Below are 18,314 nucleotides of genomic sequence, written 5' to 3' on the forward strand. Positions count from 1 at the left end.
GGAGGCGAAAGTTATGCAAAGCAATCAGTCGACTAAAACTATTCGCGTAGGCCTACTTGGGGCTGGAACTGTTGGGTCTCAAACAGCGCGACTAATAGTTGAACAGTTCAATGAGCTTAAGAAGCGAACTGGCGCTGAAATTGAGCTTGCAGCAGTTGCATGCTTACGCCCGGAAGAAGTTGACGCTCCTTGGATTAAGCGTGATTTGCTAACTACAGACACTGCCTCTTTGTGCGCTCGCGAAGACATTGATATTATAGTCGAGCTTATTGGCGGACTTGAGCCGGCTCATACTTTTGTAAAAAGTGCGCTATGCCACGGAAAATCTGTTGTTACTGCAAATAAAGCGTTGCTTGCGAAGTTTGGTCCGGAATTATACGAGTGTGCAGAAAGTCACGGAGTTGACTTGTACTTTGAGGCGTCTGTAGCAGGAGCGATTCCTATTGTTCGACCGCTTCGAGAGTCGCTTATTGGTGACAAAATTACGCAAATTTTCGGAATTGTAAACGGAACTACCAACTATATTCTTGACGAAATGACTGTGCGCGGACTTGATTTTGATTTGGCTTTGCACGCGGCTCAAGAAAAGGGTTATGCTGAGGCAGATCCGACCGGAGATGTTGAAGGTTTCGATGCTGCAAATAAAGCTGCGATTCTTGCAACTCTTGCATTCCAAATGCCAGTAAGTATTGACGACGTATCCGTTGAAGGAATTAGCGCGATTACTGCTGAAGATATTGCTGCAGCGAGCGCGGAAAAGCGTGTAATTAAGCTACTTGCAGCAGTCGAAAGGCATTGCGACGGTAAGTCAAAATCGGATGGCGGAGTAAGCGTTAATGTGTATCCGGCGCTTGTTGGTGCGGAGCACCCTTTGGCGTCGGTTCACGGCAGTTTTAATGCTGTGTTTGTGAAGGCGCAGGCTGCAGACGATTTGATGTTCTACGGACGCGGTGCCGGCGGCGCTCCAACTGCAAGTGCTGTTGTTGGAGATGTTGTTAGTGCTGCTCGAAATCTTGTGCGTGGATGCGCAGGTTTTGGCGTGCCAATGTACAACAAGTATGTGCCGGCTTCTAGCGAGCAGACTAGAGCGGATTTTGTGATTCGTTGCAATATGGAAGATACTTCTTTGGCTTTGTGCAGCGAAGTTATGGATGTTTTTGTAGATCATGGCGTTGCAGCTGAACGTTTGGCTTCGGCGTGCCAAGCTAAGTATGCGCAAACTGAAGCTGATTCGGATTGCCCACAGTGCGGTCTTGGTGGACCTGGCAGTGTGCGCGTGCTTGTGCGCGAATGTTCGGAAGCTGCAGTTCAAGCTATTTGTGAGGATTTGCAGAAGTTGGATGTTGTGTGTGGAAAGCCGCTAGTTTTGCGCGTTATAAAGTAGAGAAGCTGCAGGTGATCGTATGAAGCCAGTGTGTAACAGTGTTTCCGTGCGCGTGCCAGCGACTAGCGCAAATCTTGGTTCTGGTTTTGATACAGCCGGTATTGCGCTTGATTATGCGGATTCTTTAGTTTTTACTCTGGATGATAATCATTCTAAAAATTCGCTTGATTCGCTCGATTATGCTGGAAACGTGCGCGTAATTATTCACGGCGAAGGCGAGGATACGCTTCCAAAAGATGAAACGCATCTAGTTGTAGCGACTTTTCGCAAAGCTTGTAAAATATTTGGTCTGCCAAACTTGCGATTTACGTTAGAAGCGCATAATCGGATTCCGCAAGCGCGCGGTATGGGCTCTTCTGCAGAAGCGATTGTTGCTGCAGTTGCTGCTGCTTGGGCCTTTGCGCACGAAGGTGATCTTAACCGCGAAGCAATTTTCGAAATCGCGGCCGCAATTGAAGGTCATCCAGACAATGTTGCTCCTGCAGTTTTTGGCGGTTTGACGATGAGCTGGAAGCTTGATGCTGGGGAAGGCAAAGGCTCTGTGCGCGTGGCTGGAGATTGCGAAGCTCCGCTTTCTACCGGTTTTCATACTGTACGATACAAAGTTTCGCAAGATATTTCCGTGTCTGTATTCGTTCCTGATTTCGAGCTTTCTACAGAGCTTGCTAGGCGCGCGCTTCCAGCAAAAGTGCCGTATGGTGACGCAATATTTAACGTGTCGCGAACTGCAATGCTACCGGTTGCTTTTGGTGAGTTAAATAGCGATTCTGAAAATAAATTAGGCACAGTAAAATCTGATATTTCGAGAAATGCGTTACTTTTTGCAGCAACTCAAGATGCTCTTCATCAACCGTATCGTGCAAATCTTATGAAAGATTCATGGAAGCTAGTGGAAACGTTGCGCGAGCATGGTTTTGCTGCAGCGATTTCGGGAGCAGGATCGTGCGTTGCTGTATTTTATGCAGGAGACGCTGAGTGCAACAAGAGTGCAGCTCAAAAAATCGACTCAATTGCTGAGCCGTGGCTTTCGCGTGCTGGCTGGCGTGTTTTGCATGTGCAGGTTGATTCTATTGGCGTTGCAATAACTCGCGAATAACCTATGTGAAGTTGTAATGAAGCAACAAGTCAATAAATTGTGGTACAATTAGTTAATGGTTATTAGATTTGATCCCAAATCTGCATACAAACATTTTGATGAAGATCATCTAAATGAGGAAGAGATACGAAAAGCTATGGCTGAACCTATATGGTTTGCTTTAGTTAATCCTAATGATGTGTCAAATCCGCCTAGTTCAAACGGAACATTCGTTGCGCTAGTCATATGTTTAAGGCATCCAGGTGCGTGGAAGGATGATTTAATTGAAGTGCTTGCAAGACCTCAAGGTAAAGATTTTTTGGTGTTTCACGTAGAGCATCTGACTGATAAATGGTTTAAATATTGGAAAAGATGGGGCAAATGAGGTGAGTGAAATGGATATGTATGAGAATTTAGCTGATGAAAATGTGTCTGTTCCAAATAATCCTCCTGTAATGCAATTTTCTGGCGAAGAAGCTGCAAAAATTATGCAAACTTTGCTTTCTGAAGATTCTGATGCAACTGAAATATTTGCATCCTTATCTGGACCAGGAAGACCAAATTCAAAAGAAAGGCGCGAAAGCAGTGTTCAAGAGCGTTTTCGTGTACCTAAATCTTGGAGTGAATATATTTCTCGCGCTGCTAAAAGAGATGGCATGCCAAATAAAAGCAAGTATTTACAGTCTTTGATTTTGAGAGATGCTCAGATGCATAATGAACAATGCCAGCTACAGGCAGTATTGCAGTAACCAGAAAATAGACTGTGTGAAGGATAAAAAGGAAGAGTAAGGTATGACAGTTTCGTTGATTTTAGCCTCGCAGTCTCCTTCGCGTAGAGCGGTTTTGGCGGCAGCGGGCGTGATTCCGGTAATTCACGTAAGCGAAGTGGATGAGCTGGCGGCTTTGCGTGATGCCGCTAGTGAGCGAGGTACGAGCGTTGAGCAGTTGAACGTTGAGCAGCGAGTTTCTATTTTGGCTCGTGCAAAAGCTCAAGCTGTGTACCATGCGTGGAAACTTGTGGCGGATGCAGCCGCTTCAGCTAGTGGCGATTTAGTTGTGGGGTATCCGCTGGAAGCTGAACCTGCGGGATCTGAATCTTCTGAATCTGCTGGTAATGCTTTAGCAAGCGATTCGCAATCAGACGTAACGCATAACGTAGATACGGCGCAAACTCGCGATTTTTCAGGCGTTACTGTTCCTACAAAAACTTTCGATATTCACGATTTTGCATATACGAGTAAATCTTCTCATGATTGTAGCGGTGTGCTGATTGTTGGCTGCGATTCCATGTTCTTACTCGATGGTGAGTGCTACGGAAAGCCGCATACTCCTGAAGTGGCATTTGAGAGAATCAAGCAGATGAGTGGAAAAACAGGACAATTGTGGACTGGTCACTGCTTAATCAACGCAAAAACCGGCAAAACTATTTGCAAAACAAGTCATGCAAGCGTAACTTTTGCGCAAATGAATGACGCGGAAATTCGCGCGTATGTAGCAACTGGTGAGCCTCTGGAAGTGGCAGGATCCTTTACGTTAGAAGGTTTTGGCGGAGCTTTTATTGAAAGCATTAATGGAGATCCTCACGGTGTTCTTGGAATCAGCTTGCCGCTGCTGAGACAAATGGTTTCGGAGCTTGGATACGCTTGGCCGGATTTGTGGAATAAGGAAAGCTTGGAAGAAACTGGCGAAAAGAATGATCCGACTTCCACGGAAGTGCCTAAAGAAAATGTGCATCAGCCGGGAGATGGCTGGGTGCATTGCGATTGTGGCCGCAGACATTGGGGTCATAACGGAGCTGCTGGAGTGCTGCTTGCTAGGCGAGATGCTGAAACTGGTCGCGTGACGCACGTTGTGATGCAACATCGTGCTCTTTGGAGCGCTGAAGGTGGCACTTGGGGCATCCCTGGTGGCGCAATTTCCGACGGAGAAAGCGCGATTGAGGGCGCGTTGCGTGAGTCTTTCGAGGAAGCAAATATCACTTCGGGAGATATTGAAGTTGTTGGAGCTTACCGCGAAGATCATGGAAATTGGTGTTATACAACGGTTTTTGCGTTTGAAAAGCCGGGGCATAGTGTGAATCCTTGCGCGCACGACGACGAGAGTATGGAAATTAAGTGGGTGCCGATTGACGACGTGCCTAAGCTGAAGCTGCTTACGGCAATGCGCACGGATTGGCCGTCATTCCGCGCTCGTCTCGATTCTCTTGCCTCGATTCGCTAGTTGAGCAAAGGTAGTTGCGCAAAGTTAGCTTCAATTTGGAAGTAGACTTCCAACTTGCGAAATTTTATTTAGAGTATTGTTTTGGGAATTAACTTTTTTATTTTATCTACGTGTTTGCGTTGCTTTTAATCTATGAAATCTTATAAAATACTACTTATGCGCTGGTACATGCTAGTTTTCTGCTAGTTGTTAGATGTTTTGTGGCTTGTGCTTGATTTTGTAATTTTGCTTGTGATTCATGGGTTTTGTGTTAAGCGCATAGAAATAGAGTAAACAAATCAAATAAAGCAACTAATTGCGTAAATTTGCGTAAATATTAGGGGGCAATTATGTCTAATGCATCAAATATTAAAAAAGATATTATTACAGCAAAAGGCTTTACAATTCAGGTTTATACGGAAGATTTTAGGAATGATTACGTTAGTTTAACCGATATTGCGAGATATAAAAACAAAGAAGAGCCTAAAGATGTTGTTAAAAACTGGCTGAGAGTGAAGAATACTATTGAGTTCTTGGGATTGTGGGAGAGTATTAACAATCCTAATTTTAAAGGGGTCGAATTCGACTCCTTTAAGAATGAGGCTGGTTCTAATGCTTTTACTTTATCTCCTAAAAGATGGGTAGAATCAACAAATGCTATTGGCATAGTTTCCAAATCTGGTAAGAATGGCGGAACTTACGCTCATAAAGATATAGCATTTAAGTTTGCGGCTTGGATCTCAGCAGAATTTGAACTATATATTATCAAAGATTATCAAAGACTTAAATCTGATGAGGGTTCCAGGCTTTCGTTGAATTGGAATTTGAACCGTGAGATTTCGAAGATTAATTACAAGATTCATACGGATGCTATTAAAGAATATTTGTTGAAGGATTTGACTTCTGAGCAGTTGATGTATAAGTATGCAAATGAAGCAGATTTGTTAAATGTTGCATTGTTTAATAAGACTGCTAAGCAATGGAGAGACGCAAATCTTAAGTCAAAAGGCAACATTCGAGACGAGGCGAGTATTAATGAGCTTCTGGTATTGGCGAATATGGAAAGCTATAACGCTGTTTTGATCTCTAAGGGTTTGCCACAGGCTGATCGAATGGCGGAACTTAGAAATTTGGCGCGAACGCAGATTTTATCTCTTGAGAATTTGAATAATCCTGGAATAAAGAGTTTGGATTCCGTGCTAAAAAATTGAGTCTAATCACTTTTTAATTCTGCACTTAATGCTGATATTTACCCCGTCTTCTGGTACGTGTGCAGTACAGTTTCCGCGCGTGTCTTGATTCTCTTGCCTCGACTCGTTAGCTGTGCAAAGATAGCTGCGCAAAGGTAGCTTCAATTTGGAAGTAGACTTCCAAGTATGAGTTAGTTTTGCGGAATCTGAAAGCAGACTTCCAACTTTTGCCAATTTGCATTAGGCTTTTTGCATGCTTTTATTAGTTCGATTAGCCATATTTTGATAATCTCTGGCACAATGTGATAATATTTCGTATACGAAAGTATTGAGAGTTGGGAGATAATATTTATGAAGGTTTTAGTGCATCCTAGAGTTATTCGAAAACGACCTTGGTTCAGCGAAACTGAAGTAATAAATATGTGGAACTCATCTTGTAGAGAGCTTCCCAGGCAAGGTGAATATGAGCCTAGTCAGATGCTTTCACTTGCTTGGGATTCTCGCGGAGTTATTACGGAACTTATTGCATATAAGGGCGAAGATGGGGAATGGATTATTTTTCATGTAGTGCCTGCAACTAAAAAGTTTCTTGCTGAAATGGGATTTAGTCAAGAAGAAATTAGACAAATTTTTGGTAGAAGATAGGTAGGAGTGATTATGGCTAATTTTCGTGGTGAAGGTGGCGTTGATGTCACTGATGAAATGCTTGATAAATGGGAAAGTGATGCTGAAAAAGGCAAATATCACGGTAAAGCTGGTAATTTGCGTATTAAAAAGCCGCTCGGCAGACCGCCTCTTTACAAAGAAGCTATGTTGCCTATAACTTTTCGTATATCTGCTGAAGATGCTGATGCTCTAAAGGCTTCTGCCGATAAGCAGGGTGTGAAAGTTGGGGACGTTGTGCGCGAAGCATGCAAACTGCTTCTTGCTCAAAAAGCAAGATGATTACAAAGTGTTGTGATTACAAAGTTCTACGATTGCGCGCGGATTAATCACCCCAAAATAGCGGCGATTACTGCTATGCAAATTGGGCTAGTGACAGTAGAAAACAGTATGCCGTCGCGCGCAAAACTTAAGCCGACGTTGTAGCGCGCAGCATAATTGTAAACGTTTTGACCGGTTGGAAGCGCAGCCAGCACAACGCACGCGTACAAAGTTGCCCCGCGAAAACCCATAACAAAATAAGCTAGCAAAAATGCAATTGCAGGCATAATAAGATTTTTTAGCACAGCAACCGTGGCAATAGCAGCGCGATTGGAATCTTTTCGTAAAGGTTTGCTTCCGTAAAGCGACATTCCAAAAGCCATTAAAATCATTGGAACTGCAGAATCGCCAATCATCTTAATTGGATCGTAAAGAAAATTAGGAACAGGGAAGTAGCCAACTTTTGCGGAAATTGCAGAAATAATAATTCCACCAAGCGAACCAATTAAAAGTGGCTGTTTTAAAGGCTGCTGAGCGATGCGTTTAAGCGAACATTTTCCAGTAGTTGTAATGTCGAGAACCGTCAAACCAACAGGAGTAAATACAGCCTGTTGCATAACTAAAATCGGAGCAACAAGCGCAGGATTTCCCAAAATATAAGTCGCAACCGGCAAGCCAATATTGTTTGAATTTAAATAAAGAGAATTGAGAGCACCTACAGTGCAGTCGGCTGCAGGAAGATGGAAGCAAAAGCGATTAAGCAGCACGAACGCAACTCCAACAATCATCGCAGAAAAGAATGCAACAAAAATCGAAGAGTGAAAAATCTCAAAAATAGGCTCTTTAGAAAGTATTGCAAACATTAAGCAAGGGCTGGAAACGAAAAAACTTACGCGATTTAGGACCATTTGAGCCTGTGAACCGCCAACGCGCATGCGAGCAGTAACATAGCCTGCAGCAATAACAATGCCAATTACGCAAAAGCCTTGCATTGCGCTGATTAAGCCCATTTCTTGCCTCCAAAATTCGTTAATTGCACGCAAATTGCATGCGTGCGAACCTATGCTGTAACTATAGGAGAGATACGCAACTTTTATGTGCGTTATGGATGAGTTTGAAATTATTGGAATTTTTAGTAACTGCTAATTGGCTTAAAACAGCGATGCAAATTTTAATATTCAACGAGTCATATATTTGACTCGGCAATATGGCATACTAGAGAGCGGTGGCACTGCAAGCCGCCAGGCAATCGATGGCGTCGATCCCCTCGTGAGCGTTTTCCGAGGCTGGCGTCCGCTGTCGCGCAGCTAGACTTTGTAAAGAGCTTTGGGGTGGCTCGCGCACGTGCGTGCTCAACTTAAAGCCAGGGATGCGAGACGATGCAGCGTCTCGTGAGGAGCATAGTGCCCAGAATAATAAGAGAACGCTTCAATGAATCTGAAGCTGAAAATAGTAGAACTGTGTCTAAAACCGCTACTTCTGCGGAAATGTCCGGAATAATGCAATCTACAGATTTTGCGGAAAGTAATATAGCTGCCGGCGATACTTTGCAGCAAAGCTCTGGCGTTACGCGTCGCCGTCGCGGTCGACGAGTTACTCGTGGTGCTGGTGCGGCTGGAGAAGCAATGGAATTAAAAGTTGAGGATTCTAGTACGAAGAATTCTGAGCCGCATGTTGTTAAATCGCGCCCAATAACTTCGCTCCTATTCCAGGAGCCAGTTCTTCCTAAGGTAGTGAACAATCGTAGTGAAGAAAGCAGCAGTTCGCGTAATGACTTGCGTGACAACTCGCGTGATGACTTGAATGATGATTTGCGTGATGATTTACGTGATATTTCTCGCGGAAGGCGCGGTGGACGCAACAGCCGCGATAGCCGTGATAGTCGCGATAGTCATGATAGCCGTGATAGTAGCGAACGCAAGTCACGTTCTGAAAGACGTGAGAATTCAAGCGAAATAAAGCGTGATAGTGGCAGAGGGAATAGTCGTGAAACATCGCGTGAAACAAGTCATTCTATGTATTCTCAAGATTCTGGGTACGCTAAGAATTTTCAGGATTCGCAAGATGATCGCGATGAAAAAACTCGCAAAAGCCAGCGTTCTCGCCGTTCTCGCAGATTGAATGCTGTTGAGCGACGTGCTGCAGCTGAAGTTGAGCAAATTGAAGAGGATCTTGCATACGACAATATTGTTTATGCTCCCATTGATACGCGCATCGATGAAACTCTTGATATTAGCGATATTTTATCTGCGGAAAATGCTTCAAATAGGCGTTCTAATCGTCGCAATATGTCGAATAACATCTCTAATGATGATGACGCTCGAAATGAAAATGGTGCAGTAGGCAGCAGAGATGGTAGCAATATCAGAGATAACAGAGATAGCCGCAATAGCAGTGACGAAGGCGATAACAGAGGTATAAACGACGATTATAATGCGAATAATGGCAACGATGACGATGAAATAATGATTACGCGTCGCCGTCGTCGCCGTCGTAGCTCTCGCGCTGATCGCAACGAAAACCGCAACGAAAGTCGCAACGAAAGCCGCGATTTTGACATCGATATTTCTAATGATATTGACGATGACGCGAATTCTCGCACAAAACGCGCAAGAATAGATGAAGTTTCTCAAGAAGATCGCGATTTAATTCCAGATCCAGAAGAACTTCGTGAGCAAGATGAGGAAGAAACTCTTTATACGCGTCGCCGTCGTCGCCGCCGTTCCAAATCCTCCGATGACGCAAATTCCGCGTCTTCTCAGGAAGAGTCATCCGACTACACTAATGCGAACGAGGATGACTTAACTTCTCGCCGCTCGCGCAAGCAGCAGTATATAGACGAAATTACGGATATTGAAGGCTCTACGCGACTTGAGGCAAAGCGCCAACGACGTAGAGATAATAGACGTGAGCGTAGCCGTCAGAACCTTCTTATGGAGCAAGATTTCCTTGCTCGTCGCGAAAATGTTGAACGATTAATGGTTGTTCGTGAGCGCGATCGCCACACGCAAATTTCCGTTATTGAAGACAATATTCTTGTAGAACATTATGTTTCTGATATTCAAGAAGTTGCTACTGTTGGAAATATTTATCTTGGGCGCATTCAAAACGTGCTTCCAAGCATGGAAGCGGCATTCGTAGATATTGGTCAAGCCAGGAATGGCGTGCTTTATGCAGGCGAAGTTAATTGGGATATGGCTCGTCTTGAAGGTCAGCCTCGTAGGATTGAGCTTGCGTTTAAGTCTGGTGATCCTGTGCTTGTGCAGGTTACTAAGGATCCAATTGGGCATAAGGGTGCTCGATTGACTTCGCAAGTAACTCTTGCAGGGCGTTTCTTAGTGCTTGTGCCATCTGGCGGCATGACCGGTGTGAGTCGCAAGCTTTCGGATCGAGAGCGCTCGCGTTTGCGTGCTATTGTGTCGAAGATTGCACCAAAAGATATGGGCGTTATTATTCGTACTGCTGCTGACGGCGCAAGCGAGGAGTCGATTGAAAAAGATTTAGATTCGCTTGTTAAGCAGTGGGAGCGCATTGAAGCTAAGCGCGAAGAATACTTGCATGGAAAGCGCCCTAAGCTGTTACAGGGTGAGCCTGATGTGGCAATTCGTGTTGTGCGCGATATTTTCAACGATGACTTCCAAAAGCTTATTGTTGAAGGCGAGGGAGTGCGTCAGCGAATTGATGAATATCTTGAGATGATGGCTCCAGATTTGCGCAGCAAGGTTGAATATTGGGATCCTGCTGAGCATGAAGGCAAGGACGTTTTCGATAAGTGGCAGATTGATAGTCAACTTCGTAAGGGTATGGAGCGTCAGGTTTATTTGCCGGCTGGTGGCTCTATTGTGATTGACCGTACGGAAGCAATGACTACGATCGATGTGAATACTGGACGATTTATTGGGCGTGGTAAGTCTTTGGAAGAAACGGTTACTCGTTGTAATTTGGAGGCTTCTGAAGAGATTGCGCGCCAGCTTCGTTTGCGCGATATTGGTGGCATGGTCATGATCGATTATGTCGATATGGTTATGCCAGCGAACCGCGATTTGGTTTTGCGTAGGCTTTTGGAATGCTTGGCTAGGGATCGCACGAAGCATCAAGTTGCTGAAGTTACGTCTCTTGGTCTTGTGCAAATGACACGTAAACGCGTTGGTCAAGGCTTAGTTGAAGCGTTCTCTGAAGAGTGTCCAACGTGTAAGGGACGTGGATTTATTTTGCATGATGAGCCTACTGTTTCTTCGGAATATGCGGATCCTTACGCGCTTAAGGGTGGAGATCCTTTTGTTAAAACAAATAAGTATGGTCACGGAAGCGCAACGGAACAGCCTGCGCCTGTTAAGCAGCAGGGTTCTAGTGCGGAAGTGAGAGCTAAGTTAGCGCGTATAGCTGCCGCGTCTGTAATTACTGACGCAGCTCATAAATCTGAAGAAGAAACGCAGTATAGTAATTTTTTGAATTCTGATGAAGAGTCTGTATCTTCTAAGGCGAATGAAACTAGCGAAGTTGCGGATGCTGGCGAAACCGCGGAAACTAGTGAAGCTGATAAAACTTCTGAAGAATTAGTTGAAAATAATTTAGAGGATACTACGCAAGAGATTGCTGAGTATACTGCGGAGCAACCTACGCAAGAAACTATGCAGGAAACTGCGCAAGATAATACGCAGGAAATTATGCAAGAAACTACAGAAAGTGATGATTGAGCCTCTGAATAGTGACTAAGTATATGCCTTGAGTACAATATTGAATATTGTCTGCATTGACTCATGAATCTAGCGACTTGACGTTAGTACATGGGTAGGTGTATTTTTGATAGTCGGTGTCTTGCCGCGCGTGTTTTGCTGTGCGCAAGGCAAAAGTAAGCTTTCAATTGAGCTAAGGAACGAATTATGTACGCGATTGTGAAGGCCGGTGGCCATCAAGAGAAGGTCGAGGTTGGCGACGCCATTCTCGTGAACCGTCTCGATGCAAAGAAGGGCGATACCGTGGAATTCCCGGTCGCGCTCGTTGTTGACGGTGCTAAGGTAACCTTGAGTGCCAAGGATCTTGCTAAGATCACGGTGAAGGCAGAAGTCTTGAACGACGAAGCCAAAGGTCCAAAGATTAGCATTATGAAGTATAAGAACAAGACTGGTGTGGCTCGTCGCAAGGGTCATCGTCAGAAGTTGACTCTCGTCAAGATCACGGCCATCGCCTGATTGACGGTGTTATAAACCTGAAAGGACAGTGAGATGGCACATAAGAAGGGTGCGTCTAGCTCGCGCAACGGTCGCGACTCACAAGCGCAATATCTTGGTGTTAAGAAGTTTGGCGGTGAAGCTGTAGTGGCTGGCAACATTATCGTTCGTCAGCGCGGCACTAAGTTCCACGCAGGTCAGAACGTTGCTTTGGGCAAGGATCACACGCTGTACGCTTTGGTGGACGGCAATGTGAAGTTCGGTATTCGTCGCGACCGCAAGGTTGTTGACGTTGTTACCGCCTGAATCTTAGCTAAGCCTAAACAGATTCGACAATAAGTCGACAATAAAACGTTTAAGCCGCACCCCCGTTCGGTGCGGCTTTTTTGTTCTCGCATATTTCCTCGCGTTTGCGCGACGACCTGCTTGAGCGCAGCACAGCGCGCGCGAAAGCAACTCGGAGCGGAAACTCGCTTAAGTTGGAAGTCCAGTGGACTTCCAACGCGAGTTTCATAGCGAGCGCTTATAGCGCGAGCGTTGCGGGGTGTGTAAGTACACAAATGCGCGCATGTTCCCGAGAATTTAAGTGTTTATCTTCGAGTAAGGTAGCAGTATGAGTGATTTTGTAGACCGCGTAACAGTGCATGTAAAAGGCGGAGATGGTGGAAACGGATCTGCCGGAGTTCGTCGCGAAAAGTACAAGCCATTAGCAGGTCCAAATGGCGGTAATGGCGGTGACGGTGGTTCCGTTATTTTTGTAGCTGATCGTAACGCAAACAGCTTACTTGACTACCGCTTCATGCCTCACCGCACTGCAGAAAACGGTACGATGGGCTTAGGCGACACTAAAGACGGTTCAAAAGGTGCAGACTTAGTACTTCCTGTGCCTGTTGGAACTGTCGTTTTTACTGCACGCGGTGCTGTAGGCTCTCAAAAGCGACCAGGCGAAGTTTTGGCGGATTTGCAACATGTTGGAGACAAATTCGTTGTGGCGCAGGGGGGTGCCGGCGGTCTTGGCAACGCAGCACTCGCAAACAAAACTCGTCGTGCCCCAGGATTCGCGCTTTTAGGAGAGCCTGGCGAAGAACGCGATGTAATTTTGGAACTCAAGTCTATCGCAGACGTAGCTTTAGTTGGATTCCCTTCTGCAGGAAAATCAAGCTTAGTTGCTTCAATTAGTGCAGCTAAGCCGAAAATTGCTGACTATCCGTTTACTACTTTGGTGCCAAACCTAGGTGTTGTAAGCTTCGGCAACTATCGCTACACAATTGCAGACGTTCCAGGCTTAATTCCAGGAGCTTCCGAAGGAAAAGGCTTAGGTCTTGAGTTTTTGCGTCATATTGAGCGCACAGAAATTATTGCGCATGTAATCGATTGCGCAACGCTGGAGCCAAATCGCGATCCAATTAGCGATTACCACGCTCTTGAGCATGAGCTTGCGCAATACGCTGATAAGCTTGAGCTTCCGTTGGGTGCAATCCCAATTCCAGAGCGTCCGCGCATTATTGTGCTAAATAAAGTCGATGTGCCTGAAGCTAAAGAATTGGCTGATTTTGTACGCGGTGAATTTGAGAAAATGGGATTGACTGTATTTGAGATTTCTACCGCGTCTCACGAAGGCTTGAAAGAGCTCGGTTTTGCGCTTGGACGATTGGTTGAAAAGATGCGCGAGAAGCTCGCTGCCGAGGAAGCAGCGCGTGAAGAAGAGCGTGTTGTCATCCAGCCGCTTGAGCAGCAGACTTCAGCTTTGCGTCGTCGCCGCGATGATGGACGTGGAAATAGCGCAGACTTTGAAATTAAGCGCGAAGAAGATAGGAATGGTGATTTTTGGTTCACTGTTACTGGCGCAAAACCTGAGCGCTGGGTTATACAAACGAATTTCGACAACGACGAAGCCGTTGGTTATTTGGCAGATCGCTTAGCAAAGCTTGGTGTTGAGGACGAATTGCGCAAGAAGGGAGCGCGTCCAGGAGACGAAATTCGTATTGGCACTGGGAATCATATGGTTTGTTTCGATTGGGATCCAAGTATTGCTGCCGGTGCAGAAGGATTGGACGGTGCTAATTTGGGTGCGCGTGGCAAGGATTTGCGAATTGAAGCGAACGATCCTCGCGGAGCAAGGCGCACGAATGCTGAGCGTAGACGAGATTATCACAGCATGATGGATGCAAAGAGCGCAGTTCGAGACGCGATGATGGCTGAGCGAAAGTCGGGTCACTGGGCGGATCCTTCTGTGGATGACGATCGCCATGATGAAAATAGCTTGTTTGGTCGTGGAGAAGAGCAGAAAAACTAGAAAAATCAAGGTCAAGGGGAATCTTATGAATAATCCAGAAATTGAGCTTACCGAAGATGGGGTTCGGTGTTCAATTCGTGAGGCGCGCACAATCGTTGTAAAAGTTGGCTCAAGCTCACTTACGAGCGCGTCCGGTCAGCTGGATGTGCAAAAGTTGCGCGCTCTTGTGACTGCAATAAGTCACGCGCAAATGCAAGGCGCTCGCATTGTGCTTGTGTCTTCTGGCGCAATTGCAGCTGGATTTGGTTTGCTCGGCTTTAATGAGCGTCCTAAAGATGTGCCAACTCAGCAGGCAACGGCTTCAGTTGGCCAAGGATTGCTTATGGCTCAATACGAAGCTGCATTTTCGCAATTTGGTTTCAGAGTCGGGCAAATGCTTCTTACGGCGGACGTTACTATTTCGCCGTCGCGCTACCGCAATGCGCAACGCACAATGCTACGTTTGCTTGAGCTTGGCGTAATCCCAATAGTAAACGAAAATGATGCACTTTCTAGCAACGAAATTCGATTTGGTGACAACGACCGTCTTGCAGCTCTTGTAGCAAATATTGTGCGAGCGGAAGCTCTTGTGTTGCTTACGGATGTGGATTCTCTTTATACTGCCCCACCTAGTGAACCGGGTGCTAAGCGTGTGAGTTTTGTGCCAGATGTGACGCGCGCGATTGAAGAAGTGAAAGTTGGCGCAAGTGTTTCGGGCGTAGGTACCGGTGGTATGGTGACGAAGATGGAGGCTGCGCATGTTGCTGCAGTTTCAGGAATTCCAACTGTGCTAACTTGCGCTGGAAATGCTGGTCCGGCACTGGCTGGAGATGCTGTTGGCACTGTGTTTGCGCCGGTGCATACGCGCGATTCTTCAAGGCGACTTTGGATTGGTTTTGCTTCGCATCCGCACGGAGTCTTGGTGGTTGATGATGGCGCTGCGGAGGCGGTTCGCGGAGGTCGTGCGAGCTTGCTTGCGGCTGGTATTGTTGGCGTGCGTGGCGAGTTTTCGGCGACGGATCCTGTGTGGATTGACGATGAGCAGGGTAACCATTTGGCTAAGGGTTTAGTGGCTTTTGACGCGGAGGAAATTCCGGAGATTATGGGGCGTACGAGCGATGAGCTTGAAGAATCACTTGGCCGTCAGTATGCGCATCCGGTTGTGCACCGCGACAATCTCGTGCTTGTGTGATTGCTAGCGGCTTGTGTTTTGTCGATTTCACCAGATGGTTTTGTGTTTTCGACAGTTTCGCTTGTTTCGCTCGTTTCGCGGCTTAAGGTTACACTGTAAATCATGGCAGAGAATATTGCAGAAACTTCATCCTCAGAAAATTGGCGCGTATTAAGCGAGCGTATAAACCGAGTCGCTCCGAGCGCAACTTTGGCAGTAGACGGCAAGGCAAAAGCTATGAAAGCTGACGGCATTGACGTTGTAAGCTTTGGTGCGGGCGAGCCAGATTTTCCTACTCCTTCTTACATTGTTGATGCTGCAACACAAGCGTGTAAAGATCCGCGCAACTATCGTTATACTGCTACTGCAGGTTTATCTGAGCTTAGAGAAGCAATTGCTCGTAAAGTGCAGCGAGATTCCGGATACGAAGTTTCCTCAAATCAAGTCGTAGTTACAAACGGCGGAAAGCAAGCTGTGTACGAAGCTTGCCAAATTCTTTTAAATGATGGCGACGAAGTTATTATTCCAGCTCCGTATTGGACGAGTTATCCGGAAGCAGTAAAGCTTGCAGGCGGCGTGCCTGTGCCGGTTTTAGCAGGTGCAGATCGCGGTTTTGAGCCAGATATTGAGGCAATTGAGTCCGCTCGCACTTCACGCACGCGCGCAATTATCGTAACTTCGCCTTCGAACCCTACAGGTGCTATTTGGAGCGCGCAAACTATTCGCGCAATCGGCGAGTGGGCTGTAAAACACCATATTTGGGTTATTTCTGATGAGATTTACGAGCACTTGCATTACGACGGCATTTCGACTTCGTATATTGGCGTCGAGGTGCCGGAAATTCGCGAGCAGCTGCTGATTTTGAATGGTGTTGCGAAAACTTACGCAATGCCTGGCTGGCGTGTTGGCTGGATGGTGGCGCCGGAAGATGTTGCTAAAGCTGCAATTAAGCTTCAAAGCCATATGACTTCTAATGTTTCTAATATTTCACAGCGCGCAGCAATTGCTGCAGTCGGCGGTTCGCTAGACGTGGTTGCCACTATGCGTGAGGCTTTCGATGCTCGACGCAAAGCGATTGTGGAAGCGTTGAACAATATTGACGGCGTTACTTGCCCTCTTCCTCACGGTGCTTTTTACGCGTTTGCTAACGTTGAGGCACTGCTTGAGTGTCCGCTTGGGGAGCATCGCGAAGTGCCGCATACTTCTTCTCGATTTGCTGAAATGTTGCTTGACGAAGCGCATGTTGCTGCGGTTCCAGGAGAGGCTTTTGGTGCTCCTGGATATTTGCGATTCTCTTGCGCTCTTGCTGACGACCAGCTTGCTGAGGGCATGCGTCGCATGAAGAAGTGGGTTGAAGCTTAAGCAAGTATGTATTGCAAAATAAGAACTTGCTTGCCATGCAAAACGCGACACTCGCTTTTGTGCGATGATATAACGAAATCATGCCCATGAGATAGTATGTCTATCTGGCGGTTTGCTATTTCGTTCCTTTTGGGGTATGATGAGCAAGTTCACCTTAGGGATGTGGCGCAATTGGTAGCGCAACGGTCTCCAAAACCGTAGGTTGTGGGTTCGAGTCCCGCCGTCCCTGCCAGTTTTTTGTTCAAGTTTTTACACGAAGGATTCAAGCATGGCGCAGGCACGCAGTACTAAGAAAGCAGTAAAGCATAACTTGTTCGTGCGTATTGGCATGTTCGTTAAGCAAACTATTGACGAGACGCGCAAGGTTATTGCACCTCATGGCAAAGAGTTGTTTGCTTGGTCGTCTGCAGTTTTCATATTTGTTGTATTTTTGATGGCTTTCGTCACCTGCATGGACTTCGGTTTGGGTAAGTCCGTAATGTGGCTGTTCGGCTGAGTTGAAATTTTGAAGGTGTATGCAAGATGACTGATGAATTCAATCTCGAAGAAGCAAGTGAAGCTGATGAGGCTTTTGCTTCTCATGATGCTGACGAAGCAAACGAATCAGCTGTGAATAATGAAGTTGCTGCTTCTAGCGAGTCCGTTGAAGCTGATGTGGATGAGGAATCTGCTGATGTTGCAGCTGATGTAGCTGATGGCGCTGCTGCTGACAGTGTTGCTGATGTTTCTAACGAAACTGGCGAAACTAGCGATGCTGATGAAACTACTGATGCTGACGATGCGAACGAAGCCGACCCGACTGATGCCGGCGCAATCGCTGTAGCAGAATTTTCTAAGAAACTTCGCACTTTGGAAGGCAAGTGGTACGTTCTTCACACGTATTCTGGTTACGAAAAGCGCGTAAAAACTAACGTTGAATCCCGCGTGCAGAACTTTGGTTTGGAAGATAAGATTTTCCAGATCGAAGTTCCTATGGAAGAAGTCGAGAAGCATACGGAAAAGGGTAAGAAGGTTATTACCCGCGTGCGTGTGCCAGGATATGTGTTGATTCGCATGTGGCCGGATGAGAACGCTCGCCGCATTGTGCGCGAGACTGAGGGTGTGACTGGTTTCGTTGGTCCTTCTAGAGAGCCTGCACCATTGAGCCGCAAGGAAGTTGTGTCAATGATGGCTCCGATGATTGCTTCTGAAGCTTTGAAGAATGCTGGCGATAAGCCGGCTGCAGCACGTAAGCGTAAGGTTGAGGTTGCTTACAAGGTTGGCGATCAGGTAACAGTTACTGATGGTCCATTCTCAGCGATGGCAGCTGTGGTTTCGGACGTGGAGCCTACAACTCAGAAGCTTACGGTGTTGGTTTCCATCTTTGGACGTGAAACTCCTGTGGAGCTTGGGTTTAACCAAGTTGAGCCGATTGTTTGAGCTGAAAGCCTAGGCTTTTGTAGCTAGCTTTTGTAGATTTTATAGACCGGGGTGCGTATTGCACTCCGGTTTTTTGTTTTGTTTATTTTTTGTTTTTTGCTTTGCTTGCTTTTGCTTAGTTTTGTTTATTTACCGCGACACGCC

17 protein-coding genes and 1 tRNA gene are annotated in these 18,314 nt (G+C 46.2%); 17 read left to right on the top strand and 1 reads right to left on the bottom strand.

Features of this window, described 5'->3' with window-relative positions; genetic code table 11:
* Positions 1 to 13 precede the first annotated feature (13 nt).
* From P0108_RS02925 to P0108_RS02960, 8 genes are all read left to right on the top strand, one after another.
* Positions 14 to 1,384, top strand: a complete 1,371-nt coding sequence (locus P0108_RS02925) for a homoserine dehydrogenase (protein ID WP_102703267.1) — start codon at positions 14 to 16, stop codon at positions 1,382 to 1,384.
* A 19-nt stretch (positions 1,385 to 1,403) separates the two neighbouring features.
* Positions 1,404 to 2,480 (top strand): homoserine kinase, encoded by a 1,077-nt coding sequence (thrB, locus tag P0108_RS02930; protein ID WP_102703266.1) that lies wholly within the window; start codon positions 1,404 to 1,406, stop codon positions 2,478 to 2,480.
* Positions 2,481 to 2,616: 136 nt separating this feature from the next.
* The gene (locus P0108_RS02935) at positions 2,617 to 2,844 is read left to right on the top strand and encodes a hypothetical protein (RefSeq protein ID WP_233186355.1); all 228 of its coding nucleotides are present in this window, start codon (positions 2,617 to 2,619) and stop codon (positions 2,842 to 2,844) included.
* A 10-nt stretch (positions 2,845 to 2,854) separates the two neighbouring features.
* The gene (locus P0108_RS02940; RefSeq protein WP_064621518.1) at positions 2,855 to 3,208 is read left to right on the top strand and encodes a hypothetical protein; all 354 of its coding nucleotides are present in this window, start codon (positions 2,855 to 2,857) and stop codon (positions 3,206 to 3,208) included.
* A gap of 43 nt (positions 3,209 to 3,251) precedes the next feature.
* Positions 3,252 to 4,679 (top strand): Maf family nucleotide pyrophosphatase, encoded by a 1,428-nt coding sequence (locus P0108_RS02945; protein ID WP_103013892.1) that lies wholly within the window; start codon positions 3,252 to 3,254, stop codon positions 4,677 to 4,679.
* A gap of 329 nt (positions 4,680 to 5,008) precedes the next feature.
* Positions 5,009 to 5,869 (top strand): KilA-N domain-containing protein, encoded by an 861-nt coding sequence (locus tag P0108_RS02950; protein WP_116431523.1) that lies wholly within the window; start codon positions 5,009 to 5,011, stop codon positions 5,867 to 5,869.
* A 330-nt stretch (positions 5,870 to 6,199) separates the two neighbouring features.
* On the top strand, positions 6,200 to 6,493 hold the full coding sequence (locus P0108_RS02955; protein WP_041160532.1) for a hypothetical protein: 294 nt from the start codon (positions 6,200 to 6,202) through the stop codon (positions 6,491 to 6,493).
* 12 nt (positions 6,494 to 6,505) lie between these two features.
* Complete coding sequence (locus P0108_RS02960) at positions 6,506 to 6,793, top strand: toxin-antitoxin system antitoxin subunit (RefSeq protein WP_248893526.1); 288 nt, start codon at positions 6,506 to 6,508, stop codon at positions 6,791 to 6,793.
* Positions 6,794 to 6,840: 47 nt separating this feature from the next.
* On the opposite strand, the gene P0108_RS02965 is transcribed toward P0108_RS02960, so the two are convergent.
* Positions 6,841 to 7,782: an AEC family transporter gene (locus tag P0108_RS02965; protein ID WP_012914484.1), complete on the bottom strand. Its 942-nt coding sequence runs from the start codon at positions 7,780 to 7,782 to the stop codon at positions 6,841 to 6,843.
* Positions 7,783 to 8,175: 393 nt separating this feature from the next.
* Here P0108_RS02965 and P0108_RS02970 point away from each other — a divergent pair, with 393 nt between their 5' ends.
* From P0108_RS02970 to nusG, 9 genes are all read left to right on the top strand, one after another.
* A complete protein-coding gene (locus tag P0108_RS02970; RefSeq protein WP_415690148.1) occupies positions 8,176 to 11,469 on the top strand; it encodes an Rne/Rng family ribonuclease in 3,294 nt (1,097 codons plus the stop codon).
* 186 nt (positions 11,470 to 11,655) lie between these two features.
* Positions 11,656 to 11,964, top strand: a complete 309-nt coding sequence (rplU, locus tag P0108_RS02975; protein WP_004111933.1) for a 50S ribosomal protein L21 — start codon at positions 11,656 to 11,658, stop codon at positions 11,962 to 11,964.
* 33 nt (positions 11,965 to 11,997) lie between these two features.
* Entirely contained in the window at positions 11,998 to 12,249 is a 252-nt protein-coding gene (rpmA, locus tag P0108_RS02980; RefSeq protein WP_004106248.1) for a 50S ribosomal protein L27, read from the top strand.
* A 307-nt stretch (positions 12,250 to 12,556) separates the two neighbouring features.
* Positions 12,557 to 14,239, top strand: a complete 1,683-nt coding sequence (gene obgE / locus P0108_RS02985; RefSeq protein ID WP_415690149.1) for a GTPase ObgE — start codon at positions 12,557 to 12,559, stop codon at positions 14,237 to 14,239.
* Positions 14,240 to 14,264: 25 nt separating this feature from the next.
* On the top strand, positions 14,265 to 15,410 hold the full coding sequence (gene proB / locus P0108_RS02990) for a glutamate 5-kinase (RefSeq protein WP_415690150.1): 1,146 nt from the start codon (positions 14,265 to 14,267) through the stop codon (positions 15,408 to 15,410).
* Between the two features lie 102 nt (positions 15,411 to 15,512).
* Complete coding sequence (locus P0108_RS02995) at positions 15,513 to 16,751, top strand: pyridoxal phosphate-dependent aminotransferase (protein WP_064621511.1); 1,239 nt, start codon at positions 15,513 to 15,515, stop codon at positions 16,749 to 16,751.
* A 156-nt stretch (positions 16,752 to 16,907) separates the two neighbouring features.
* Positions 16,908 to 16,983, top strand: a tRNA-Trp gene (locus P0108_RS03000).
* 36 nt (positions 16,984 to 17,019) lie between these two features.
* Positions 17,020 to 17,247, top strand: a complete 228-nt coding sequence (secE, locus tag P0108_RS03005) for a preprotein translocase subunit SecE (RefSeq protein ID WP_004106254.1) — start codon at positions 17,020 to 17,022, stop codon at positions 17,245 to 17,247.
* Between the two features lie 26 nt (positions 17,248 to 17,273).
* Positions 17,274 to 18,170 carry a transcription termination/antitermination protein NusG gene (gene nusG / locus P0108_RS03010; protein WP_473730733.1) on the top strand — a complete coding sequence of 299 codons (897 nt, stop codon included), beginning with the start codon at positions 17,274 to 17,276 and terminating at the stop codon, positions 18,168 to 18,170.
* Positions 18,171 to 18,314 lie beyond the last annotated feature (144 nt).

This window comes from Gardnerella sp. c10Ua_244, assembly GCF_055818055.1.